Origin of the sequence: Prevotella sp. P5-50 (assembly GCF_002251295.1) — a bacterium.
Classification (GTDB): domain Bacteria; phylum Bacteroidota; class Bacteroidia; order Bacteroidales; family Bacteroidaceae; genus Prevotella.
In genome coordinates this window covers 17,796-43,160 of the sequence record NZ_NPJA01000011.1, presented here as the reverse complement: position 1 = coordinate 43,160, position 25,365 = coordinate 17,796, and the positions used below count along the sequence as shown (strand labels likewise).

The window sequence follows — 25,365 nt, the reverse complement described above, 5'->3', positions numbered from 1 at the left end:
ATGTGCAGAATGGGTGGAAAAGGCTTGATTCGCCGTGAGAATGCCTGGGTGGGGCCGAAAGTGCTGCTATCTGCCTCGGCAGGAGCATGGTGAATGGCAGTATGCTAGTTTGTGGTTGCAGAAGGGTATTCTGCCAGCCATGACGGAGGCAAATCGTCGAGTTGCCGATAGTTTCTCGTCGGCATCTCGATCGACGTTCGTTGCTCTTTCGTTCGTTTTTTGCTTGTTCCTCGTTCGGTCCTCGATAGGTCTTCGATAGACTAACGAATAACCAACGAGAGACGAACGAGAGACGAACGAGGACCTAACGAGAAGTTAACGGGAACCGAACGAGAAGCGATCGGGAAACCGTGGTCTCTCTGTCGGGACCGGATGGTGTGTTGAATTACTTGTTTTGTAAACATAAGTGGCTTTTTAGTTGTAAATTATTTGTTTAACTTTTGATTTGAAGGTTTCTTTCTTGTTTAGGAAATCATCCTCGGCTTGAAATACAAATATACAACATGGCACCCACGGAATGCAAGAGTTTTGGCACGTCACGTATAGGAATTTAATTATATTTAACTATAGTATATATAAATTTACTTAAAATTGTTAAACGCGCACACGGATAGCACGGATGACACGGATTTTTTTGGCATTGGTGCTTCCTAGGCAGTGGTGAAATGTCACACAGAAATCAATCATCGGATTGTTTTCGTTAAGCCATGAGCAGAATAAAGCTCGCTTTAATTATGCCATGGCGAGAAAACAAAGGCGTATGCCAATTTAGACGGAATTTAGACGGATGTTTTGGGGTTGCCTATGGCAAGATGTTTTGGAGTAGCGAAGACAGAGTGAGAGCGCGCTTTCACTATGCTGAGTCACGACAAAACAAACCACAGGTAAATCTTTGGAGGAAATCTTTTTGAAGAAGTTGCTTCGCAAGAAATATTTTTTTGCAATGATATATATGTTGGCACAAATAATCACGAAAAAAAACGAACAACTATTGTAGGTTGCTCATTTTGCGATACTTATTGCAGATGGAGGTATATTCCCCATTGTATATACTGCATCTTCACTTCTTGGGTCAAATGAAAATTTTGCATTATCTATTAGTTTGGTTGTATAATCTTTAGTAGGGATTTTCCCCGATGGTTTAGGGAAAAACCTTTGCGAAACATCGGGAAAATGTTTTCCTTTGCATCGAGAACAAGATAAAACCCTTGCAAAAGGTCTGGTGAAAACCAAAGAGTAATAACAATTAAAATATAGGAGATAAAGGTATGAAGAAGATGATGATAGCCCTGATGAGTCTGCTGACATTCGCAGCTACAGGCAACGCTATGAGTTATGAGCAAGCCCGTAACGAGGCTTTGTTCCTGACCGACAAAATGGCTTACGAACTCAATCTCACAGAAGACCAGTATGAGGCCGTCTATGAAATCAACCTTGACTATCTGATGGGCGTTACAAGTTACGATGATGTTTATGCGCTGGGATGGGAGCGCCGCAATAGCGACTTGGCTTTCGTTCTGTTCGACTGGCAACTGACCGCCTACCGAACTGCTTCATATTTCTATCGTCCACTCTACTGGCATGGAGGATATTGGCACTTCGGCATTTATGCCCGCTATCCACGTCGCGACTTCTTCTATTTCGGGCGTCCAGTATTCTACGCTTCCTATCGAGGCGGGCACTCTTGGCGAATGAACGGAAACCGCAGTTGGTATCAGCCACGCCGCCATGTCTATGCACCCAAACATCATCGCAACCACTTCGGTATGAAGGATGGTTGGGATCGAGGTGACTTCCGTAATAATCACCATAGCATGCGCAATAGTTCTACACGTACCACAGTAAACCGCGACTGGCGACAGAATAACTCACACCATCGCTATATTGACAGGAGAAACGACAACGACCGTAATTGGAACAGCAATCGCGACAACAACAGAAACAACGACCGTGGTTGGAACAGCAATCGCGACAACAACAGAAACAACGACCGTGGTTGGAACAGCAATCGCGACAACAACAGAAACGGACAATCGTTGGGAGGATACCGCAGTCGTGAAAATGACAGAAAAAGCACATTAGGCGGTAGCAACAACAGCCGTCCTACCACCAGTAGCAACCATTCTTTTGGTAGCGGAAACCGTTCATTCGGCAGCGGCGCCACCCGCTCTGTCGGCAACAGCAGTAGCAATAACGGCGGAGGCCGCAGCACGGGCGGAGGCCACAGTTACGGCGGACGTCGATAACATACGCACTTCAGCATTCATCACCCGTTGCACTTCGCGCATCGGACAATGGGCATAGACAGCAAGGATAGCTTTATTGATAATGCCATGACCCACAGCCACCACCCGTTGATCGGGATAGGTGGCTGTTATATATTCTAAGAAATCGACAGCACGCATCATCATCGTTTCCTCACTTTCCACATCATCAGGCCATACCAATCCTTTTAGATCAGGTATGAAACGTCCAGTAAAAGCTCCCCAGTCGCGCTCACGAAGCAGAGGTGTAGTAACAACTGGCAAGTGATGCGGCCGTGCTATGATTTCAGCAGTTTCCACCGCCCGATGTAAATCGCTTGCCACAACAGCATCGATGGGTTCCTCTGCCAACCGCTTGCTGACGGTTTCTGCCTGTTGGATGCCATGATCATTAAGTTTACCTTGGGTCTGCCCTTGCATGATCTGCCGGGCATTATCAACGGTCTCGCCGTGACGGATGAGATAGATGGTAGTCATTCTGCTAATATTCCTACATGAAGAGGTACTACATCTGTACCCATATCAGCCAATGCCTGCGACATGTGGCGCAGTTTCTGAGATATTTTTCCGTATTCCATGGCGTTTTGCTCGAAGGCAGATACTCATAGTCATTATGTCCGACATCATGGCAGGTGTCGAAAAGATTTTCAAGATTGTAAAAACCAATGGCATGTACTGCCGTCTTCTTATTTTGTGCACCAACAATATTAATTCCTGCCAACAGCAGGAACACCAAGGCCACCCATGACTTTCTCATTGTGATTGCAAGTTTTAAATTATGGTGCGAAGTTATATAAAAAGAACGAGATTAGCGAGAGATTTTTTCTCTTTCGGTATATTTTAACACAAATAATGGATAAAATTTGGTTGATTGGCAAAAAGTTTGTACCTTTGCAACCTCAAAGCGAGAATTTGTATTTACAACATTAAATAAGTAACAATTAAAATGAAAAAAGGTCTTCATCCAGAAAACTATCGCCCCGTCGTGTTCAAGGACATGTCCAACGGCGATATGTTCCTTTCGCGTTCTACCGCAAAGACTAACGACACAGTAGAATTCGAAGGCGAAACTTACCCAGTGGTTAAAATCGAAATCTCGAGCACCTCTCACCCCTTCTATACCGGTAAGAGCAAGCTTGTGGATACTGCAGGACGCGTAGATAAGTTCATGAGCCGCTACGGTAAGGCTGCAAAGAAATAATTTCCACAGAAAAAACGAATTAAAGGCGCGCCCACAGTAGTTGCATATGCTGATGGTCACGCCTTTTTTGTTTCTAACAAATTTCATCCTTCATTTTCTCGCCATGGCATAACTCGAACGAGTTCGGTTCTGCTCATCTGGCTTAACGAAAACGATCGTTTTTTAAATACTGGCAGGATTCCAATTATGGTTTCCTGCCGTTTTTATATCCATTCACCTACTCTATTAAGCCCCATTTCAGTCATTATAAATATAAAAACATTTTCGACTGGTCTAACGAATACCGAAAACATTATTGACTGATCCAACAACCGATTTAAGTTAAGACGACATAAAACGCCATACTCATATAAAGCAATAGTACCATACACACTTTATTCCATTACACAAGTAAACAAATTTCATTATCAGACACAAAAAAAAAAAAAACGCTAATACCACCGTTTTCGTTAAGCCAGATAAGCAGAGTTATGTTTACATGAACTCTGCCATGGCGAGAAAACGTGCCATATAATGGAACATAATGATTAACCCATGATTTCACCATCAGCAAACAGACAAAAAGCATTCTGCATTTCTCCACAATAACACCCATTCCACTAAAAAACGCTAAATAGTTTGGTTGTCACGCAGAACATTCGTAACTTTGCGATTAGTAAACCAAACACTTTTCAAACAAGATTAAACAATTAATAAAATAAAGATGAAAACGATTTATGATTTCTCTGTAAAAGACAGAAAAGGAAAAGAAGTATCACTAAAAGAGTATGCCAACGAAGTATTACTCATCGTCAATACCGCTACCAAATGTGGATTTACACCACAGTATGAAGAATTGGAAAAACTCTACGAGAAATACCATAGCCAGGGATTTGAAATCCTCGACTTCCCCTGCAACCAGTTCGGGCAACAGGCCCCTGGTACCGATGAATCCATTCATGAGTTCTGCAAACTCACCTATGGAACAGAATTTCCGCGCTTTAAGAAAATCAAGGTCAACGGAAACGATGCAGAACCACTCTACCAGTTTCTAAAAGAACAGAAGGGATTTGCCGGTTGGGATATGTCACACCCTATAGCACATGTGCTCGACGATATGCTGAGCAAAGAAGACCCAGACTATCGCGAAAAAGCAGATATCAAATGGAACTTCACCAAATTTCTGATTAACAAGAAGGGACAGGTAATAGCCCGTTTCGAACCAACAGAAAAGATAGAACATATCGCCCAACAGATTGAAACATTGCTGTAAGCGACACCTATTATTAAATATAGCATTCCAACAATAACTAACGAATTGCAAGTAATGGAACATACCAAATGTCTGATCATCGGTAGCGGACCTGCCGGATATACTGCTGCTATCTATGCCTCGCGTGCAAATCTTGCGCCCATAGAATACTGCGGATTGCAACCCGGCGGACAACTCACTCAAACTACTGAGGTAGAAAACTTCCCAGGATACCCACAAGGTGTGGATGGCAACCAGATGATGATGGATCTAAGAGAACAGGCAGAACGCTTCGGTACAGAACTTCGCGACGGGTCCATCACCAAGGTTGATTTCTCTAAAACTCCCTATCGCTTATGGGATGAAGAAGGACGCGAGATAGAAGCCGACACCGTGATTATTGCCACTGGTGCCTCAGCCAAATATTTAGGTCTTGACGACGAACGTAAATACAATGGACAAGGAGTTTCTGCGTGTGCCACCTGCGATGGATTCTTCTATCGAAAGAAGACCGTTGCCGTGGTAGGAGGCGGTGATACAGCATGCGAAGATGCACTCTATCTGAGCCAGTTGGCAAAAAAAGTATATCTCATCGTACGCAAACCATATCTCCGTGCTTCAAAAGTGATGCAAGAACGAGTGATGAATACCGACAATATCGAAATCCTGTTTGAGCACAACACCCTTGGACTTTTCGGAGAAAACGGTGTAGAAGGCGCACACCTCGTCAAGCGCAAGGGAGAAAATGATGAACAAACAGTTGATATTGCCATAGACGGTTTCTTCCTCGCCATTGGCCACAAGCCTAACACAGAACTCTTCGCCCCATGGCTTGATACAGACGAAGTGGGCTATCTGAAGAAAACCGATGGTACTCCACGTACCAAGCTCCCAGGAATCTTCGTTGCCGGTGACTGTGCAGACCCCACCTACCGACAGGCTATAACAGCCGCAGGAACCGGTTGTCAAGCAGCCATAGAGGCCGAACGCTACCTGTTAGCCAAAGAAGGTTAAGCCCATAGCCAGCATTTAACAAATAAATAGTATGAATAAGAAAAGGCTCGCTTCACAGCGAGCCTTTTCACGTTTAAAACTAAATTAATCAACCATAAACCTTAACCATTAAAAATCATATTGGGTTTTGCATTAGAAACCTCTTGTTCCTATATAATGCAAAATTAACTCACAACTAGTTTTGTTTTCTGATGCAAATGTATTACAATTATTTCATACTCGCGTTCATATTTTATTATTTATAGTTTAAAATGCGTGATTTTAACGTTTAATACACCAAATTTATCGCAAATCAAACTAAAATACGCATTTTTGACGATTTTTATGGTAAAATATGAATGTATTTCAAACTTATTTTCGTATCTTCGCAACCGAAAATACAGTTATAGATATGACAAACTTGACCATCATTCTGTTGATTATAGCCACAGGATTGTTGATAGGAGGCCATTTTTGGTTATCAAGAAGGCTTTCTATCCATCTAAGAAGCAAAAACAAGATGCTGTTGGAGTGTACCATCTCCAACCTAACTAATAATCTGTCAACCCCAATGACCATTATCAGTAGCACTATCGAACAGCTACGAGGCAATCATCCTGAACTGCAAGACGAGTTAAACATGATCGACCTTAACATCCAACGATCATTGCGTCTTCTGCAACAAATGGACGAGGCCACACTAATCTATACGGGTAAGATGAATCTACATGTACATCAATGCGATGTAATGCAATCCATCAGAGATACCGCACTATGCATAGCGCCGTTAATGAACAAGAAAGGCCTCAACCTTGACATCAGTTGTAAACCAGACACGATGGTTGGTTGGGCAGATACTGACAAAATAGATAAAATCATCTTTAATCTGTTGCAGAACACCACAAAATATACAGGTACCGACGGTACCGTAACTTTAGATGTGAGTACAAATTCTGACTACGACCACCTATATATACGTATTAGCGACAATGGCGTAAGCATCATCCCCGAAGAAGTAGAGAAAATATTCAATGCTCCATCTATATCCAGTTTTCAGGAGTCCATGATTACCGGAACCTACCCCAACCTATCACTCGTCAACGATATGGTGAGACTACATGGTGGCAACATCCACTACAAAACTCTTCAAGGTCAGGGAACTACCGTCACCATCGAGTTGCCCATAGGAAAAGAGGCCTTCACCGACGCACAAACCAATCATCAACAAAAGTCATCAGAGAGTTTTATCCGTACCTATGCCAACAATCTGCTGCCTTTGCTGACCCCGATAAAAAAATCCGAGAAATCAGCAGATGGCAGCAAAAGCATCAACATCATCCTTGCAGACGATAATCCTGAGATGCTTAATCTGATGGCACATGCCTTAAGTCCATACTACAACATACTCACAGCGAGCAATGGTGCCGATGCGCTCCGACTGGTAAAAGAAGGAAATATCCAACTTGTAGTGGCAGAAACCAATCTACCTAAAATTGATGGTATTAGTCTGACAACTGTTATTCGCCAAAATTATTCCAAGAATCAATTGCCAATTATTACGCTGACGGGCAATGCCGACACCAATGACAGCGAACTATCCCTGCAAGAAGGCGCAGACATCTGTTTGCAGAAACCATTCCGCATGACCGATCTGCTGCTTCATATCAATAACACGCTATTAAGCCGTCAATACCAGCAAAAGATAAATATTGATGCCACCCATCAAGACGAACATATTGAGGAAATCACTTCATCAGACAGCCCAATAGACAATGAGTTTGTAAACCGTGTCACCGAACTTGTCAAAGCCAACTTATCCGATTCTGACTACGATCGCGACAGGCTTGCTTCTGACATTGGAGCCAGCAGTTCCACCTTATATAATAAGTTGCGAGCAGCCACAGGAAAGAATGTTTCGACCTTTATCCGTGACATGCGCATCAAGACAGCCTGCAAGATAGCGCAGTCAGACCCAGACTTGCGTGTCAGCGATATTGCCTATCAAGTGGGATTCAAAGATCCGAAATACTTCGCCACCACCTTTAAGCGGGTAATGGGCATGCAACCATCGGAGTATTTTGAGAAACTAAGAAATCAATAATGCAAACTCTCATGTGAGAACCGGTCATCATATTTAATTTCGGTTTATTCAGACCGAAGGATGATTCAATATTTGTATTGCATCATCGATTCACTTACTCGTCGGCCGAAGAGCCAGCAGACCGACAAAGGTGAATAAACCATTAAGCATCAGCAGTTCATAACCGAATCGATAGCCCGTATAATATCCCACAATAGCGTCAAGTCCCCAACAGAACAAAGGAGAAGCCAAGCATACATAGGGTACCCATCGGTCATTGGTCTGCCTATGGGTCAACAGCCCGAACGCAAAGAGTCCAAGCAACGGCCCGTAGGTATAACCACAGAGCACATAGATGGCATCAATGACGCTGGTGGAATTCACCAAACGAAAAAGCAAAACAAAGACCACAAAAATCACAGCAATAATCAAATGTGATCTTTTGCGTAGGTTTTCATCGTATGGTTTCCCACAGATATCAACACAGAAACTTGTTGTCATAGCTGTCAAAGCCGAATCGGCACTTGAAAATGAGGCAGCCAAGATACCTAAAATAAAGAGCACAACCACCGCAGGTCCCAACAGCCCAGATGCAGCAAAAGTTGGTAACAGTTGGTCACCCATCTCTGGAATTGCAATACCACGTTGATGAGCAAGCATAACGAGCAAAGCACCAAGCGAAAGGAACAACAGGTTGGCAGGTAGAAAAGCCACACCATACGTCGTCATATCTTTCTGTGCATCACGCAATGAACTACAAGTAAGATTTTTCTGCATCATATCCTGATCAAGTCCCGTCATGACAATGACGATGAACACACCACTGAAGAATTGTTTCCAGAAATTCTGCTTCGACATCCAGTCATCAAACACAAAGATGCGCGACATTTCGCTATCTGCTATGGCCGATACAGCATCACCAACCCCCATTTCCAATTGTTTGGTAACCATAATAAGCATCAGTATCAACGCTCCAAAGAGACAGGCAGTCTGCAGCGAATCAGTCCATACCAGTGTGCGTATGCCACCTTTTCTGGTGTAGAGCCATATCAGAGCCACCATTACTAACGCCGTAAATGTAAAAAGCCATCCCTCACCTATCTGTCGCATTCCATCAGGCATCTGCATCATGATACATTGCTGCAAAATCCAGCACACCACATAAAAACGCACCGCTGCCCCTGTCATTTTCGACAAGAGGAAAAACGATGCCCCTGTGCGATAAGCCCTTCGTCCAATACGTTGCCCTAAAAACGAATAAATGGTGGTCAGGTTCAACCTATAATATAAAGGTAGGAGAACAAAAGCTACGATAACATAGCCCAAGATAAACCCCATACATGTTTGCAAATAGGTCATATCAATACGTGTCACCATACCCGGCACACTTACAAAGGTCACACCAGATATCGATGCACCTATCATGCCAAAAGCCACCATATACCATGGCGACTGTCTGTTGCCACGGTAGAACGTATCATTGTCTGCATGTCTTCCCGTCCATCTGCTGATGGCAAACAGCAAGCAAAAATAGCCCAAAACTATCGCTAATATCATCATATCGCACACAAAGGTAGCAATTTTTTAGTTTTTATCCTCTTTTTCTCATTATTTTTCATTACTTTTGTCGTACAAAACACTAAACCATAAGACAATGACAAAACAAAAGAAGTATCTCCTACCGGAGAATGAGATTCCAACACAGTGGTATAACATCATGGCAGACATGCCCAACAAGCCACTGCCTCCCATCCATCCCCAGACCCACAAGCCCTTAACATGGCAGGATTTGGCACATATCTTCCCCGAAGAGTGTAGTAAACAGGAACTGGACATGGAGCATGAGTGGATAGACATTCCCGAGGAAGTGCTCGACAAATACCGTTTTTACCGTTCTACCCCATTGGTACGCGCCTATGAGTTGGAAAAAGCCCTCGGCACTCCTGCCCATATCTATTTCAAGAACGAGAGTGTCAACCCCTTGGGTTCTCATAAAATCAATTCCGCCCTTCCCCAATGCTATTATGCCAAACAAGAAGGCACAACCAATGTGACCACCGAGACTGGTGCCGGCCAGTGGGGTATGGCTCTGAGCTATGCTGCCAAGATATTCGGTCTCGAATGTGCGGTTTATCAGGTAAAGATTACCATGCAGCAGAAGCCCTATCGTTCATCTGTTATGCGTACTTTCGGTGCTGCCGTTACCGGTTCTCCATCCATGTCAACACGTGCGGGTAAGGATATCATCACCAAAGATCCGTTGCATCCCGGTTCACTTGGTACAGCCATTTCAGAAGCAGTAGAGTTGGCTACCACCACTCCCCATTGTAAATATGTATTAGGTTCTGTACTCAACCACGTTGGTCTGCACCAGACTATCATCGGTCTGGAGGCTGAAAAGCAGATGCAGATGGCTGGTGAATATCCCGATACTGTTATTGCTTGCTTTGGCGGCGGTAGCAACTTCGGAGGTATAGCATTCCCCTTCATGCGCCATAACATCAGCGGAGAGCGTCATACCGAGTTTATCGCAGCCGAACCCAATAGTTGTCCTAAGCTGACTCGCGGTAAGTTCCAGTATGACTTCGGCGACGAAGCTGGTTACACACCATTATTACCCATGTTTACGCTCGGCCATCAGTTCAAGCCCAGCAATATCCATGCAGGCGGTCTCCGCTACCATGGTGCCGGCATGATTGTGTCACAGCTCATCAAGGACAAGATGATGCATGGTGTGGATATTCCCCAATTGGAATCGTTCGAATCCGGAATGCTCTTCGCCCGCACCGAGGGCATCATCCCTGCCCCTGAGAGTTGCCATGCCATCGCAGCCACTATTCGCGAAGCCAAGAAGTGCAAGGAAACCGGTGAGCAGAAAGTCATCCTGTTCTGCCTCTCTGGCCACGGTCTCATCGACATGCCAAGCTATGAGCAGTTTATCAGCGGCGATCTGCAGAACTACACCGTTTCTGACGAAGAAATCGAAAGAAACGTCAGCGAGCTGGAGCCCATCATCAAGGAATAACAATCAGTCCATCCATTCCTCCATGCCAAGTATGGAGGAATGGAGATACATTTCGGAGAGTATCGCCCAAGAAAATCCATGCCGACTCTCCAACATAGCTAATAACAAAGAAGCCGGTTCGATGAGGAACCGGCTTCTTTGTATATATAATATAGGTATTATCCTATACCAATCAGTTTTTTCAGTTCACCCTCTTTATAGAGGATATAGGCTGTTGTTCCGATAAACACGAGGAAGAGGAACATCAGTACCATTTTGGAACGAACAGGACCAGCCTTCTTCACAGGAACCGTAGCACTCTGCAGGGTTGTAAAGGCAGGAGTATCCTCTTGCACTTTGGCCTCAGCCATCTGCATCTGTTGAGCCAGTGTGTTATAGGCATTAAACTGCAGTTGCATCTCGTTTTCAAGATCAGTCTGTTTGCTACGTACACTCTCAAGAATCAAATCCTGGTTGGCATCCGAGAACGAAGCATAGTTCTGTCGTGCGCGAGTATAGCGTTCCTTAGCCTCTTTATAGAGTTTTTGTGTATAAGCCAAATCATGACGCGCTTTCTTGGTACGATACTCTGTGATAAAGTCTTGCAGACGCACTTTCACCGAATCAGCCATGGTGGCAGCAATAAGCGGATCCTGGTCAGTTACATTGATAGTGATGACCATTGTTTTCTTATCCACATCACACACAACCTTCTTATCTATCACCTGCGCAATTGCAGTCTGTGTCTTGGTCAGGCGGAACGGATCCACCTTAAGATTCTTCTCTTTCTCTTTACTGCCGAAGATACTCATCAGCCCCTTGACAGCTCCCGACCACCATGGTGTTTTCTGTTCGTTGAGCAGATAGTCGTAGTAGGTCATCACCTTCTTATCTTCTTCACGCTTCACCTTTACAGGAAAGAGGCTGGTTTTGAAATCAACCGAGTTCATCAAGTCAGGATAGAGCGTAGGAAAGAGTGCCTCTGTAGCTGCACGACCTCCGAGATTGACGCCAAACTGACTTGCCAGAGCGCTAAGCGAACTGGTACTACTCTTCGACGACAGTTCTGGTGACAGTTTCACCTGTACATTATAATAGTTGGGCAGTCCCAAGGCATAGATACAAGCCAGAACGAAAGCCACAGGCAGCACAATGACATAGAGATGTTTGCGACGCTTGACAGCAGCCCACAAGGCAGCATAGTCGATGGAGCTTGCTTCCTCCACCTGATTCATCTTGTTATTCTCATCCATAGTCATACCTTTCATTATTTAGTGATAGAAACAAGAGAGGCAACCACAGCTGCCAAACTTGCTAAGCTGGTTCCTGCAGAAAGCATTTGTGCGAAGTTCAATCCTTCACGCTTACGTTTGCTTGGCACTACGATTTCACAGCCTGGCTCTATTTTTGCACCATGTCCAACCTGTGCCACAGTTCCGTTGGTATAAACGACAAAGGTCTTATGCTTCTTGGCACGCAGTCCGAAGCCACCTGCCTTGTTAACATACCACTTATAACCTTTGTCACCCACAAATGAAACAGTATTGGGGAACATCACGTCACCCGACACTTTGACCGTAGCATTATACTCTGGTACTGTGATCACGTCGCCTTCACGCAAAATGATGTCGTATTGACCACCTTTATCAGCCATGGCCTTATCGAGTTCAATACCCACTACGTAGGTATTCTCCAAATCCAAGTTTTCCATAGCAACTGAGTCGCGCTCACTCATATTTCTTTTGAGTGCAGTCAACACATCTTTAGTGCGCTCCTTTTCCTCTTGCGTTTTCACACGTACCAGTCGTGCACCACGCATATAGGCATTCTCGGTCACACCTCCAGCCATTGCCAGGACATCACTCAGTCGCATGTTTTTCATGTTCATCGTCTGTACGCCAGGGAAGTTTACCTCGCCCTTGATAGTAACGTTCTGTGGTGTCACATAACCAGGACTACGGCGCACGTGTACCACATCATAGGGTTGCAATACAAATCCCTTATTACCATCGACCACGAATCCGTCTTTCAGGGCAAACGAGAATGTCTGTGCAATCTCTCGTGTGGTTGTGGTGGCCTTGGGGTCACGAATACGACGCGACACATCAACCTTTGCAGTACTTGCAGCGTCTGTCAGACCACCTGCTTGCATGATGAGGTCCTCTACCGAGGTATTGTCGGCATATTCGTAAGTTCCTGGTGACATCACCTCACCAGTAATCGTATAAGTACGCTCTGAACGCAGTTCTGCCTGTGTTGGAATAAAGAGCACGTCTTCATTCTTCAATGGAATATCGGGCACAGTACCTGCCAAAATACCTTGTACATCAACCGAGACCACTTCAAGACTGCGGTCAGCCTTCATGCGATGCAATACAGCGTGAGCAGTAAAAGCATCTTCGGTAACGCCTTCTGCACGCTCTATCAGTCCTCTCACAGAAGTAACCTCACCACCCAACCGATACTGTCCGGGGCGGAATATGGCACCTTTCACCTCAACCATATTCTCATAGCGGTTGAGCATACCATCTACGGTTACTGCATCGCCGTCATCAACTTTGAATGATGACATATCAAACTCATCGACATTAAATACCGAATAGCGTTCACCGGTCTGACGCACCAGTCTGACAGCCTTCTTATAGGCATCTCCGGTAAATCCTCCAGCATATTTCAACAAAGTTGCCACGCTCTCGTTCTTACGCATTTCGTAGAACATCGGGCGCTTCACATTACCCGTGACACCAACCAAACAATCGTAAGGTCCTACCTGTACCACATCACCGTCCTGCAGACGAACATTACCCGCCAATCTGCCGTTGAGAATATATTCATAGATATCCACCACGGTAATCAGTTTTCCATTACGATAGACCTTCACATTACGTAGTGTACCGATATCGTTGATACCGCCAGCTCTGTAGAGGGCATGGAAAACAGTAGAGAAAGCGCTGAGGGTATAGGTACCCGGTGTCCTCACCTCACCCATCACATTGATCATGATGGTGCGTGTTTGTCCCACAGAGAGCTTCACCTTACTGCTGGCATAGCGTGATCCGAGTGTAGAACGAATTTTTCCGTTGGCAGCAGCCACCGTCATTCCGCTCACATAAATCGGTCCGTATCCAGGAACCGTCACCGTTCCCTCTGGCGATATGGTCAGTTGGTGTGTATTCTGCGAAGCGCCATAAACATCGATGACCACTTGGTCACCAGGACCGAGCACATAGGTCTGCGGTGTGGCGATATTCATATTGGGTTCGAATGAAAGGGCGCGTTGGTTGAAGATGTCACGTCCAAACACTTTCTTGCCATTAGTCTCGGCAGAATGTCCTTGGGTAGCCATTACTTCCTGCTCTGCCAACTGATGGTCTTCACTGGCATCGTTAGCATTCTCAGAAGCTGTATTAACCTTGCCGTTCTCCAGTTCCTGCTGTTGCGATGCACTATGCCGCATGCGGTTGCTTGCATCACCGACGGCAGCATCAGCCGCAGCACTCATATTGTGGCTTCTGATCTGTTTATCATACTGGTTGCGCACACGTCTGATCTGATCGATCTTCACTCCACGTTGCATCAACTTGGTGACAATCTGCGACTGTGACGTTCCGGCTTTCGCCTCCCTTGCCACAAACTGCATCACTTGCGTGTCGGTCATTCCGCTCTGTGCGGCAACCGTCAACGAAGACAGCATCATGAGCGCAACCACCATATTGCGCTTCAAGCCTGCCATTGTTTTCATGCTCGTTACTTGAAAATTCATATTTATCTGATTACTTTTTATTCCTCTTGTTTGAGTCAGCGCAACTATGCTTTTTCCTAAAGGAAAAGCAAAATGCGATGCAAAATTAGCAAAAAAGACTTAAACTACAAAGCGAAACGCACTTTATTTTCATTTACATTGCAGGTTACTTCTCCAGTTGCCTTTTTTTTATTACTTTTGCATTGTTTTCGGCTTCACGAAGCCTACAATCCCTGAAAGTAATGACAACACTGAAGATAGAAGACCTCATCGAACTCCTTTCCGTTGCTCCACAAGTGGGGGCTACGGCAAAAAGTCTGTCTGGCAAGAAAATCAAAACCTTGTTTTTAGAAGGACTGACTGGCTCTGCCGCATCAGTACTGTTTGCCACTATGGCGCAGAAGAATCTGTTGCCCAATGCACTATTTATACTCAACGACGAGGAAGAGGCAGGCTATTTCTATCATGACTTGACACAGATGTTGGGCAACGAACAGGTATTGTTTTTCCCTTCCTCATATCGCCGTGCCATCAAATACGCACAGCGAGACGCTGCCAACGAGATTCTCCGCACCGAGGTATTGAGCCGTTGCATGATGAAAGACGGGCGTTACCTCATCGTCAGCTATCCTGAGGCATTGGCAGAACTGGTCATTTCACGTCGTCAGATGGACGAGCGAACCTTATCCTTAGAGCAGGGACAGAATATTGACACTTCGATCATCGTAACACAACTGCGTGAGTTTGGGTTTCATGAGGTAGATTATGTCTATGAGCCAGGCCAGTTTGCCCTACGCGGTTCTATCCTCGATGTCTATAGCTTCAGTTGCGAATATCCATTCCGCATCGACTTTTTCGGTGACGACATCGACTCTATCCGCACTTTCGATGTGACCGATCAGTTGTCGCGCGACCGTCGTGACCGCATACAGATTGTTCCCGAACTATCTGTTACATCAGAGGAACGCGTACCTTTCTTTTCGTTTCTGTCAAAGGAGACTTTGCTCGTGACAAAAGACTTACTCTTTGTTCACGATTCCATCGACCGCACATACCGTGAAGGATTCTCGTCGCAAGCTCTTACCGAGCGCATGGAAGGACAGACCGAAATGGAGCAACAAGAGACGATGCAGCAGATGAGAAAGGAGACTCAGCTCATCAGCGGCTCTCAATTCACCGAAGCCATCAGCGGTTTGCGTCGCATAGAAATCGGTGCACATGCCACAGGTGTGCCTCAGGCGACCCTGCGTTTCAACACCCTCCAGCAACCGCTGTTTCATAAGAATTTCGATCTGCTGCGTCAAAGTTTCACCGATTATCTGTCAAAAGGTTATCGCATCTATGTTCTGGCAGACAGCGTGAAGCAGTTGCAACGCCTGAAAGACATTTTTTCTGCCGATGAGGAAAAACAGGCCCTACACTTCACCCCTGTAGAAAAAACCATCCACGAGGGATTTATCGACCACGACCTGCGACTCTGCATCTTCACCGACCACCAGATATTCGACCGTTTCCATAAATACAGTCTGCGTTCCGACAAGGCCCGCAGCGGCAAAGTCTCGCTCACGTTGAAAGAGATTCAACAGTTTGAAGTAGGCGATTTCGTGGTCCATGTAGATCATGGCATCGGCAAATTCGGTGGTTTGGTACGCATGCCACAAGGCAACGGCTACCAAGAGATGATTAAGATAATCTACAACGGCGGCGGGGCTATCTATGTTTCCATCCATTCACTCTATAAGGTCAGCAAATACAAAGCACAGGACAACGGTGAACCGCCACGCCTCTCGCAATTAGGCACAGGACAGTGGGAACGACTGAAAGAGCGCACCAAAAATAAGTTGAAGGATATTGCCCGCGACCTCATCCGTCTCTATGCCCGCCGACGACGCGAGCAGGGATTTGCCTTCAGCGCCGACTGTTTCATGCAACACGAACTCGAAGCGTCGTTTCTCTACGAAGATACGCCCGACCAGTTGAAAGCCACCAACGACATCAAGGCCGATATGGAAAAAGCACGTCCTATGGACCGTTTAGTATGTGGCGACGTGGGATTCGGTAAGACCGAGGTGGCGGTGCGTGCTGCATTCAAGGCAGCCTGCGACTCCAAGCAGGTGGCTGTACTCGTGCCTACCACTGTACTGGCTTACCAACATTTCCAGACCTTCCAAGGCCGTCTGAAGGATCTGCCAGTCCGTGTGGATTATCTGTCGCGTGCCCGTTCCGCCAAACAGACCAAGGCAATACTGAAAGATTTGGAGGAAGGCAAGATAGACATTATCATCGGCACCCACAAACTCATCGGCAAGACGGTGAAGTTTCATGATCTTGGACTCCTTATTATTGATGAAGAACAGAAATTCGGAGTATCCACCAAGGAGAAATTGCGCCAGTTGAAAACCAATATCGACACGTTGACCATGACAGCAACACCCATTCCGCGCACACTGCAGTTCTCCCTTTTGGGTGCCCGCGACCTGAGCATCATCCAAACCCCGCCGCCCAATCGCTATCCCATCCATACCGAGATACATACCTTCGGACCGGAAATCATTGCCGATGCCATCAATTTCGAGATGTCGCGCAACGGTCAGGTGTATTTTGTCAATCCGCGCATCAACGACCTACAGCGCATTGCCGACCTCATCCACACCTATATTCCTGATGCACGTGTGGTGATTGGTCACGGCAGGATGAAGCCCGACGAACTGGAACAAGCCATCTTCGATTTTGCCAACTACGACTACGATGTGCTCCTCTCAACCACCATTGTTGAAAACGGCATCGATATTCCCAATGCCAATACCATCATCGTCAATGGTGCCAACCACTTCGGCTTGTCAGACCTCCATCAGATGCGAGGCCGTGTAGGACGCGGCAATCGCAAGGCGTTCTGCTATCTGCTTGCACCTCCCCTTGCCGACCTTCCTCAGGAGAGTCGCCGCCGATTAGAGGCATTGGAGAATTTCAGCGACCTTGGCAGCGGCATACAGATTGCCATGCAAGACCTTGACATCCGAGGTGCCGGCAACCTGCTGGGCGCCGAACAAAGCGGATTCATTGCCGATCTGGGTTATGAGACCTATCAGAAGATTCTGACCCAAGCCATGACAGAACTGAAAAACGAGGAGCCCACCTTTGCCGAAGTCGCAGACGCAGAAGCCTCTACACCCATCAATACCGACGGACCGTACGTTTCCGACTGCACCCTGGAGAGCGACCTCGAACTCTATTTCCCCGACCAGTATGTGCCATCCGACAGCGAGCGCATGCTGCTCTATCGCGAACTGGACAATCTCCAGACCGACGAGCAACTCGAAGCCTACCGTCGTCGAATGGAAGATCGCTTTGGTCCTGTACCGCCTGCTGCTCAGGAACTGATGCATGTGGTGACTTTGCGTCGTTACGCCTGCCTGTTGGGTTGCGAGAAAATCATTCTCAAACAAGGACGTATGTCTATGTATCTCGTCTCCAAAGCCGACAGTCCCTACTATCAAAGCGAAGCGTTCGGGCGTGTTATAGACTTTGCGGTGGGCAATCCACGTCGCTGCCAACTGCGCGATGTCAACGGCAAACGTTCATTGCTGATATCCAATGTTCCCTCTGTAGCAGAAGCGATTCAGCTACTTAGACCTCTGACTCAACAGTAGCCGCCTGTTTTACTCCAATCGGGCATTGGCATTTACTCCCTCCTTCGTAAGACATAGCGCGCCGTCGTACGCAACGTTGCAAGTTTCGAATCATACTATTGCTTCCCTGTGTGTTCGGGTTGTCAACGGGATTTGTTCGGGTTTTGCTGTTTCATGATGTGATATTTTTTCGGTTACATTTCATGGCACCTTTTCTCGCCATGGCAGAGTTTAAGTGAACTTAACTTCGTTGACTTTCCTCACGTTCGGAAAACTTCAAGCGAGCTTGATTTTTCGCTCACTTAAACGGAAAGTTAACTCTGCTCATCTGGCTTATCGAAAACGTTCTCGACATTCCCACATCGTGGCATTCTTCTGTTCTGTTCCTTGTTTCTCCCAACTTTGTCCCATCATTGTCCGCTCAATATTGGGACTTAGTGTGGAGTCACTTGTGACTAACTGAGGAGTTGACCATGTCTGTGTGCGGACGGAATGTTTTGTGCGAAAGTGATTCTCTCTTGAACCACGGGGCAAAGATACAACATCCCCCCAAACCAATCATACGTTTCTATACGTTTCTTGCGATTCGAGGACATTTCTATCAAGGGTTTGCGGCTTTGGAATGTTTGTTTTCCTGATGTTACATGAATCGCATTTGCTGGACAGAAGTGTGCAAGTTGTTGAGAATAAGCCTTTTAGACGAATGTCCTTTATGAACAAGCGTTTCAGTTTCAGTTGTTTCAGTTGTTTTTTGAGGGGTACCTATTTCACTCCCTATATATATATTATTGATTATTAGTTAGTTATAAGTCTTAAAAAGGGGGTTTGAAATTTAACTGACCCTCTGAAACACAACTGAAACTGAAACAACTGAAACGCTTGGCTAAAATTCACGCTTCTTTTCCGAGGCTTTTGAATGCTTTTCGTTCCCACCAATAAAAGGTCACACGGATCCACGGAACACACCGAGTTTACAGTACAAAGTTACGTAGTATAACTCCCTCATACAAGCAGAGACGGGCTGAAAGCCCAATGGTTTCCTTAGCCCAGGGTAACACCCTGCGGACACGGTTACAAACAAAACAGTACGTCCTGAAAGGACAAAAGTAAAACCATCATACAAAGATTCCATAAGAAAGTTGGTCGTTAACTTCCACTCTACATGCCATTAGTCTGATGTTCATCCCCAGTTTTATGTGAAAAACACCCTTCAATTTACTTGTTTACCTTCCAAACGCACTCGCGATATCACTATTTCGCATCATTTCCTCGTTCGCCAAGGAAAGGGAAATTCATCGAAACAAGGGAGTCGAGCTCGATTTCTGAGGATTTCATGAATAAAATAGCCCAAAAATGGTGGTTTTTAACAGGATTTTGCAGCTTTGAATACTCTATTGACTTGATGTTATGTACATTAATATTCAACAACTCTTCATGATCTGTTTCGCGAAAATCGTCCACATAACATTCCACATGAGGCAGATACTCTTTTCCATCTTCATCTCTTGCTACAAATATGCCCAACTGCGCCACCAAGGTTTTAACCAATGTGACCCATTCCAAGCGAGGATCACCTTCTGCTATTCCGCGCGGAGCTTCTTTCCGCATAAAATTATGTGTTTCTTTTTGTATTCTGCTCGCTTAATCGTACCTTTGACCTGTCGGCCCAAGATACTTTCACTCGGAAGTGCAAAGAAAAACGAGTTTTTCTTTTGCATTTCGCTCGCTTAATCGTACCTTTGACCTGTCGGCCCAAGGTACTTTCACTCGGAAGTGCTAAGAAAAACGAGTTTTTCTTTTGCATTTCGCTCGCTTAATCGTACCTTTGACCTGTCGCTCCAAGGTACTTTCACTCGGGAGTGCAAAAGAAAAAACGATTTTTCTTTTGTACTTCGCTCGCTTAATCGTACCTTTGTAGCATAAAACATAAAAGTATGAATCAAAGCGACAGTATAGTAATTATTCCTACTTACAACGAGAAGGAGAATATCGAGAAGATTATCCGTGCGGTCTTTGCACTGGAGAAGTGTTTCCATATCCTAATCATCGATGACGGTTCGCCTGATGGTACTGCTGCCATCGTCCACCATCTGATGGATACAGAGTTTGCCGACAGACTATTTATTGTTGAGCGCAGTGGCAAACTGGGATTGGGAACTGCCTATATCACCGGATTCAAATGGGCATTGGAACGCCCCTATGAATATGTGTTTGAAATGGATGCTGACTTCAGTCACGATCCTAACGACCTGCCTCGCCTCTATGCAGCATGTGCCGATGAAGGATACGATGTGGCTATCGGCAGTCGTTACGTCAGCGGTGTCAACGTGGTCAACTGGCCCATCGGCCGTGTGCTGATGAGTTATTTCGCATCGAAATATGTAAGAATAGTAACAGGATTCAGCGTTCACGACACCACAGCAGGTTTCAAATGCTACAAGCGCCGTGTGCTACAGACTATCGAACTGGACAAAATCCGCTTCAAGGGTTACGGTTTCCAGATAGAAATGAAGTTTACCGCCTATAAGATAGGATTCAAAATCAAAGAAGTTCCCGTTATCTTTGTCAACCGTCGTGAAGGTACTTCAAAGATGTCGGGTGGCATCTTCGGCGAGGCTTTCTTCGGTGTGATGCGCCTTCGTTGGGATGGTTGGACACGCAAATATCCTAAGATGCCTCAATAATTCGGAGTAATTCCCAATAATCAATCCTCTATCTGTGGATAACTGCAATAGAGAGGATAGTAAAGGAAATGGTCGGAAACCGCTATTCAAAGGTTTCCGACCATTTCTTGAATTTCTCTACACCTTTCGAACCAAACTTCATGAGCGATGCGATGACGTCATCTACGGTCGATACCCGGTCGGGGTGCGACTTGGAGTAGAACTTGTCTGCATAGCAGATAATCTGTTCTTCGATGGTCTCTGGCACATAATCGGCAGGAGGCAACGGCAGGTGCTGCTCGTTGATTTCCTCAATAGTGAGTCCCGTGCCGGTATGTCGCTCGCAAACTCGCGCATGGTCTGGGTATCCTTCTTCGCGCAACAATTGTCCGCCGATAAGTCCGTGGCGCAGATAAGGTTCGGTACCTTCACAATAGATGGATGGTGCATGACAGCGGAACACCCCTATATCGTGAAGCATAGCTCCCTCCTCCAAAAAGCGCCGGTCAGCACCCAGTTCAGGATGCCGCTGCGCTATCTGCAAAGCGCGTTGCGCCACCTGCCTGCTATGCTTAAGCAACAGACGGCGCAACGCATTGTCTTGCGGATAATACTTATCTATTATCGTCTGATAGTCTATCATTGGTCTCGTTCTATCCAACCGAGGTTGTCGCCACGGCGCACCTTGGCACCCTGTTTGGCTGCCACCTCTACCAGTTTACCGCCAAGGGCAGCAGGAATAGGAACGATTTCGCCCCATGGCGCTTGTATATAACAATAGGTATCACCCTCCTTGTAGCGCTGTCCGACAAACGGTTCGAGACAAGGTTCGCAAGCTCCTTCGCCTGAGAATTCGTAATATACCTGACCTGCCACAGGAGCTGTCAGCGCATCCGCCTTGGCATGTTTGAAAGCAGCCAGTTCTTCTACAGAGAGCTTCGTGCCGAGTTTGGCATCCTTTGCTTTCTGCAAATCAGCAAGGAAATTCTTCTTTGCCATACCGCTCTTATAGATACGATACTGTTCGGGATGCATAGCCAATTCAAAGAGTTCCTCATCGTCCTGACCGCACTCCCAACCATTGTCTTTCATCTCCTTGCGGAATCCATCAAGTGCATTGTCAAGCAATGTATGTGGATCGACATCGGTAAATTCGCGTTTCTGCTTGACAGCGAGTTCTTTCAGTTCGGGTGCGATCTCTCCAGGAATCTTTCCGCTCTTGCCGAGTATCATGCCCCACATGGCATCGTCCATCATCACATAGCGTCCCTTGCCCTGCTCTATCGTCAACAGGTTCATCAAGGCAATATTCTTGGTGTATTGTGAGAATGGTGTCACCAATGGAGGATAACCTACACGTGGCCATACATACTCCACTTCGTTGAAGAGTTTCACCAACATATCGTCCATCGACAGTTCTGCCTCGCCCTTCTTGACACGCAGCTTGTTGATGGCATTGTAGATGCCGCCCAGATCTGCCATCATAGAACCCATCATACCGCCAGGAAGTCCGCAACCGAGCAATAATGACGACATGAGTTTGTTGGCAGGATTGATGAAATATCCCAACCAGTCGTCGATAAACTCCTGAGTGAGCGCACGTGCCTGCATGTAGGCATTCATATTGATTTCGGGCACATCGAAGCCTTCATTCTTCAGCATCGACTGTACCGAGATGATATCGGGATGCACTTTACCCCACGATAGCGGTTCGATGGCCGTATCAATAATATCGGCACCGTTGTTGCACACTTCCAATACAGAAGCCATTGACAGTCCGGGACCGGAATGACCATGATACTGGATGATAATATCGGGGTGGTTGGTCTTGATGAGCTTGGTCAGTTTACCCAACAGGGCAGGCTGTCCTATACCAGCCATATCCTTCAGACAGATTTCCTCGGCACCGGCAGCTATCAGCTCATCGGCAATGGCAGAGTAGTATTCTGCAGTATGAATAGGCGATGTGGTGATGCAGAGTGTTGCCTGCGGTATCATCCCTGCTTCTTTTGCCCACTTAATAGAAGGTATGATGTTTCGGGTATCGTTGAGTCCACAGAAGATGCGGGTAATATCTGTACCTTGTGCCTTCTTCACTTTATACATCAGTTGGCGCACATCATCAGGTACAGGATACATGCGCAACGCATTAAGACCACGGTCGAGCATGTGAGTCTGTATGCCCACTTCGTTGAAAGGCTTACAGAAAGCACGTACGGCCTCGTTAGGGTTTTCGCCAGCCAACAGGTTCACCTGCTCGAAAGCACCGCCGTTGGTTTCCACACGAGCAAAACATCCCATGTCGATGATTACCGGAGCAATACGTGCCAACTGATCTTTGCGGGGTTGAAACTTGCCAGACGACTGCCACATGTCGCGATAGACAAGACTGAATCTGATTTTCTTCTTCATAAGGCTAATAATCTCGTTAGTTATAGTTATTTCGTTGCAAATGTACAAATAAAAACCAATACTTACACCAAAAATCGGAGATATTTTGTACTTTTGCATCGAAAACTAAAAAATACCGATTATGACGAAGACAATACTGACTATTGCCTCGGCCTTACTTCTATTGGCTGCGTGTGGCAAAAAGGAGGCTCCGCAAGCCGAAAAAGCCACTGACAACTATCTGAAACGGCAACCGGGCGACTCAACCCTATATGGTCTGGCATGCGACGGTACTACCGATTCGCTCTTGGTGCTTCTCCCCTACACCGGTGCCGATCCTGACACCTTCGACATCATCAATGCCAGTCAGCAGAAACAGATATTCGGCAAACCGTTTATCGGTGACGAACTGGCTGTGATTCTCAATCCTGAAGACAAGGCAGAGGCGCTGACAGTCATCAACCTCGACGACCTCAAAGGACAATGGGCTTTCATGGTCAAGCCCAAACTGCGCGACTATGACAAGATGTCGCGTCGTCTTCGTCGGCGCATGATGGCAGAGATGCCCGATTCTGTCAAAGAATCATTGCTCGTACCGCGTGAGTATGTGTTGCAGTTTAAGCGTGGATACAGTATGACTACCAGAGGCATGAAACGCCAACAGACAACCGATGAGATGAGTGCTGTTGTGTATCCAGAAATCAAGCGATACACGGAGTGGAGACTTTTCAACGGTAAGTTGATTATGGCTTCTGGGACGATGGAAATGCCATCAGGCACTAAAGGTACAAAGCTGAAGATTGACCGTGACACCTGTCGCATCGTAGAACTCACCAAAGACACACTTGTGTTGCGCTTCAGCGATGGCGACTGGAGTTTCTATCGCAAGAAAAACGACTAAGTGTTAGCCGTACTATAACATATAAGGTGGAAGAGTACTCTTCCACCTTATTTGTTCTACTGGACCTTTATCCGGTCTTGTCTGCATCACAGTCCGTGCTGCATCATACGGTGCTCTGCCATTTGCTCATATTTTGTGCCAGGCAGTCCGTAATTGGCATAAGGATAGATGCTGATACCTCCACGCGGAGTGAAAATGCCAGTCACCTCGATATACTTCGGCTCCATCAGTTTGATGAGATCCTTCATGATGATATTCACACAGTCTTCATGAAAATCGCCGTGGTTGCGAAAAGAAAAGAGATAGAGTTTCAGACTCTTGCTCTCCACCATCTTTTCTGCTGGAATATACATGATTTTAATCTCTGCGAAGTCAGGCTGTCCTGTGATAGGACAGAGTGAAGTGAACTCAGGACAGTTGAACTGCACCCAATAGTCATTACCCGGATGCTTGTTGACAAAGGTCTCCAGCACCTCTGGCGCATAATCCATGCGATAGTCGGTTTTGCGACCCAAGGCCTGCAAATGGTCTTCTTGTCTTGTTTCCATCAGAATGAAAAGATTTTAAAGATGTTGTAATTGATGTCTTCGTCATAGACATCCTCCTGGTCGTGACGCTTGGTAAATGCCACTACGCGGATGGTTACAGGCAGAACGATAATCTCGTAGAGTGTCTTGATGCACACCTGTGAAATGATGAGCGACGGCATCTCCTCCCAGGGAATCACACCACCAAGAGCGAGCGGGAAGAAGATAATCGAGTCGGCAGACTCGCCAAACACAGTACTGGCAATGGCGCGAAACGAGAATCCCTTACCTTCAGTCATCATTTTCATGCGGCTCATCACATAGGCATTGATAAACGAACCGGCGAGAAATGCCACAAATGATGCGGCAACGATACGCGGGGCCAGTCCGAAGATCTGATGGAATCCCTCGTCGCCATTCCAATAATCGGCACCGGGAATCCAGTCGGCTATTGCTCCAAACATCACAAAGAGGAAGTTCATGGCAAAGCCCAGCCAGATGAGCATACGTGTGCGACGGTATCCCCACACCTCGCATACTACATCGTTGATGATGTAGCTCACGGGGAATACGATAAGACCTGCCGTCACATTGACGAAACCAAATGAGATTTGCTTTGTTTCCAATACGTTTGCCGTAATGAGGCAGACGCAGAACAGTATGCCGAAAAGCATAAACAGCACACTGACTTTTTGATTGTCGTGTTTCATATTCTTGTTTTGTTAAAGGGGGTTGAGCA

18 protein-coding genes and 1 pseudogene are annotated in these 25,365 nt (G+C 46.1%); 9 read left to right on the top strand and 10 right to left on the bottom strand.

The features are described from left to right. Positions 1-1,268 precede the first annotated feature (1,268 nt). A complete protein-coding gene (locus tag CIK88_RS01500) occupies positions 1,269-2,246 on the top strand; it encodes a hypothetical protein (RefSeq protein ID WP_094434062.1) in 978 nt (325 codons plus the stop codon). Here CIK88_RS01500 and CIK88_RS01495 read toward each other — a convergent pair. After that, a pseudogene (locus tag CIK88_RS01495) lies at positions 2,244-2,741 on the bottom strand (histidine phosphatase family protein); the annotation flags it as partial. The gene CIK88_RS01500 and the pseudogene CIK88_RS01495 sit on opposite strands and share 3 nt — an antisense overlap. A 28-nt stretch (positions 2,742-2,769) precedes the next feature. Further along, positions 2,770-3,021 carry a hypothetical protein gene (locus CIK88_RS01490; protein WP_094390738.1) on the bottom strand — a complete coding sequence of 84 codons (252 nt, stop codon included), beginning with the start codon at positions 3,019-3,021 and terminating at the stop codon, positions 2,770-2,772. Positions 3,022-3,210: 189 nt separating this feature from the next. On the opposite strand from CIK88_RS01490, the gene CIK88_RS01485 reads away from it, so the two are divergent. The 4 genes from CIK88_RS01485 to CIK88_RS01470 all read left to right on the top strand — a co-directional run bounded on the left by CIK88_RS01485 (position 3,211) and on the right by CIK88_RS01470 (position 7,790). After that, entirely contained in the window at positions 3,211-3,465 is a 255-nt protein-coding gene (locus CIK88_RS01485) for a type B 50S ribosomal protein L31 (RefSeq protein WP_094390737.1), read from the top strand. A 703-nt stretch (positions 3,466-4,168) separates the two neighbouring features. Continuing rightward, on the top strand, positions 4,169-4,717 hold the full coding sequence (locus tag CIK88_RS01480) for a glutathione peroxidase (RefSeq protein ID WP_094390736.1): 549 nt from the start codon (positions 4,169-4,171) through the stop codon (positions 4,715-4,717). A gap of 54 nt (positions 4,718-4,771) precedes the next feature. Then, entirely contained in the window at positions 4,772-5,710 is a 939-nt protein-coding gene (gene trxB, locus CIK88_RS01475) for a thioredoxin-disulfide reductase (protein WP_371327174.1), read from the top strand. 391 nt (positions 5,711-6,101) lie between these two features. Beyond that, positions 6,102-7,790 (top strand): response regulator, encoded by a 1,689-nt coding sequence (locus CIK88_RS01470; RefSeq protein WP_158214621.1) that lies wholly within the window; start codon positions 6,102-6,104, stop codon positions 7,788-7,790. 90 nt (positions 7,791-7,880) lie between these two features. Here CIK88_RS01470 and CIK88_RS01465 read toward each other — a convergent pair whose 3' ends face one another. Then, positions 7,881-9,329: a sodium:solute symporter gene (locus CIK88_RS01465; protein ID WP_094434060.1), complete on the bottom strand. Its 1,449-nt coding sequence runs from the start codon at positions 9,327-9,329 to the stop codon at positions 7,881-7,883. 94 nt (positions 9,330-9,423) lie between these two features. Between CIK88_RS01465 and CIK88_RS01460 the strand changes: the two genes are divergently transcribed. Next, complete coding sequence (locus tag CIK88_RS01460) at positions 9,424-10,794, top strand: TrpB-like pyridoxal phosphate-dependent enzyme (protein ID WP_094390895.1); 1,371 nt, start codon at positions 9,424-9,426, stop codon at positions 10,792-10,794. 158 nt (positions 10,795-10,952) lie between these two features. Here CIK88_RS01460 and CIK88_RS01455 read toward each other — a convergent pair whose 3' ends face one another. Beyond that, on the bottom strand, positions 10,953-12,026 hold the full coding sequence (locus CIK88_RS01455; protein WP_094434118.1) for a chain-length determining protein: 1,074 nt from the start codon (positions 12,024-12,026) through the stop codon (positions 10,953-10,955). Positions 12,027-12,040: 14 nt separating this feature from the next. Then, positions 12,041-14,485 carry an SLBB domain-containing protein gene (locus tag CIK88_RS01450; RefSeq protein ID WP_371591469.1) on the bottom strand — a complete coding sequence of 815 codons (2,445 nt, stop codon included), beginning with the start codon at positions 14,483-14,485 and terminating at the stop codon, positions 12,041-12,043. Between the two features lie 281 nt (positions 14,486-14,766). Between CIK88_RS01450 and mfd the strand changes: the two genes are divergently transcribed. Further along, on the top strand, positions 14,767-18,165 hold the full coding sequence (mfd, locus tag CIK88_RS01445) for a transcription-repair coupling factor (protein ID WP_371591468.1): 3,399 nt from the start codon (positions 14,767-14,769) through the stop codon (positions 18,163-18,165). A gap of 1,230 nt (positions 18,166-19,395) precedes the next feature. Here the strand turns inward: mfd and CIK88_RS01440 are convergent. Next, positions 19,396-19,752: a hypothetical protein gene (locus tag CIK88_RS01440; RefSeq protein ID WP_094434058.1), complete on the bottom strand. Its 357-nt coding sequence runs from the start codon at positions 19,750-19,752 to the stop codon at positions 19,396-19,398. Positions 19,753-20,078: 326 nt separating this feature from the next. Between CIK88_RS01440 and CIK88_RS01435 the strand changes: the two genes are divergently transcribed. Next, entirely contained in the window at positions 20,079-20,828 is a 750-nt protein-coding gene (locus tag CIK88_RS01435; RefSeq protein ID WP_094434057.1) for a polyprenol monophosphomannose synthase, read from the top strand. Positions 20,829-20,910: 82 nt separating this feature from the next. On the opposite strand, the gene CIK88_RS01430 is transcribed toward CIK88_RS01435, so the two are convergent. Both CIK88_RS01430 and CIK88_RS01425 read right to left on the bottom strand, forming a co-directional pair. Then, positions 20,911-21,447, bottom strand: a complete 537-nt coding sequence (locus CIK88_RS01430) for an HD domain-containing protein (RefSeq protein WP_094390902.1) — start codon at positions 21,445-21,447, stop codon at positions 20,911-20,913. After that, positions 21,447-23,219 (bottom strand): oxaloacetate decarboxylase, encoded by a 1,773-nt coding sequence (locus tag CIK88_RS01425; RefSeq protein ID WP_094390891.1) that lies wholly within the window; start codon positions 23,217-23,219, stop codon positions 21,447-21,449. The genes CIK88_RS01430 and CIK88_RS01425 overlap by 1 nt, the downstream gene beginning before the upstream one ends. Before the next feature lie 121 nt (positions 23,220-23,340). Here CIK88_RS01425 and CIK88_RS01420 point away from each other — a divergent pair, with 121 nt between their 5' ends. Next, positions 23,341-24,099: a hypothetical protein gene (locus CIK88_RS01420; protein WP_094434056.1), complete on the top strand. Its 759-nt coding sequence runs from the start codon at positions 23,341-23,343 to the stop codon at positions 24,097-24,099. A gap of 86 nt (positions 24,100-24,185) precedes the next feature. Here CIK88_RS01420 and queF read toward each other — a convergent pair whose 3' ends face one another. Further along, on the bottom strand, positions 24,186-24,647 hold the full coding sequence (gene queF, locus CIK88_RS01415) for a preQ(1) synthase (protein WP_094390889.1): 462 nt from the start codon (positions 24,645-24,647) through the stop codon (positions 24,186-24,188). Beyond that, on the bottom strand, positions 24,647-25,336 hold the full coding sequence (locus CIK88_RS01410) for a queuosine precursor transporter (protein ID WP_094390888.1): 690 nt from the start codon (positions 25,334-25,336) through the stop codon (positions 24,647-24,649). Before CIK88_RS01410 ends, queF begins: the two co-directional genes overlap by 1 nt. Positions 25,337-25,365: the final 29 nt, after the last annotated feature.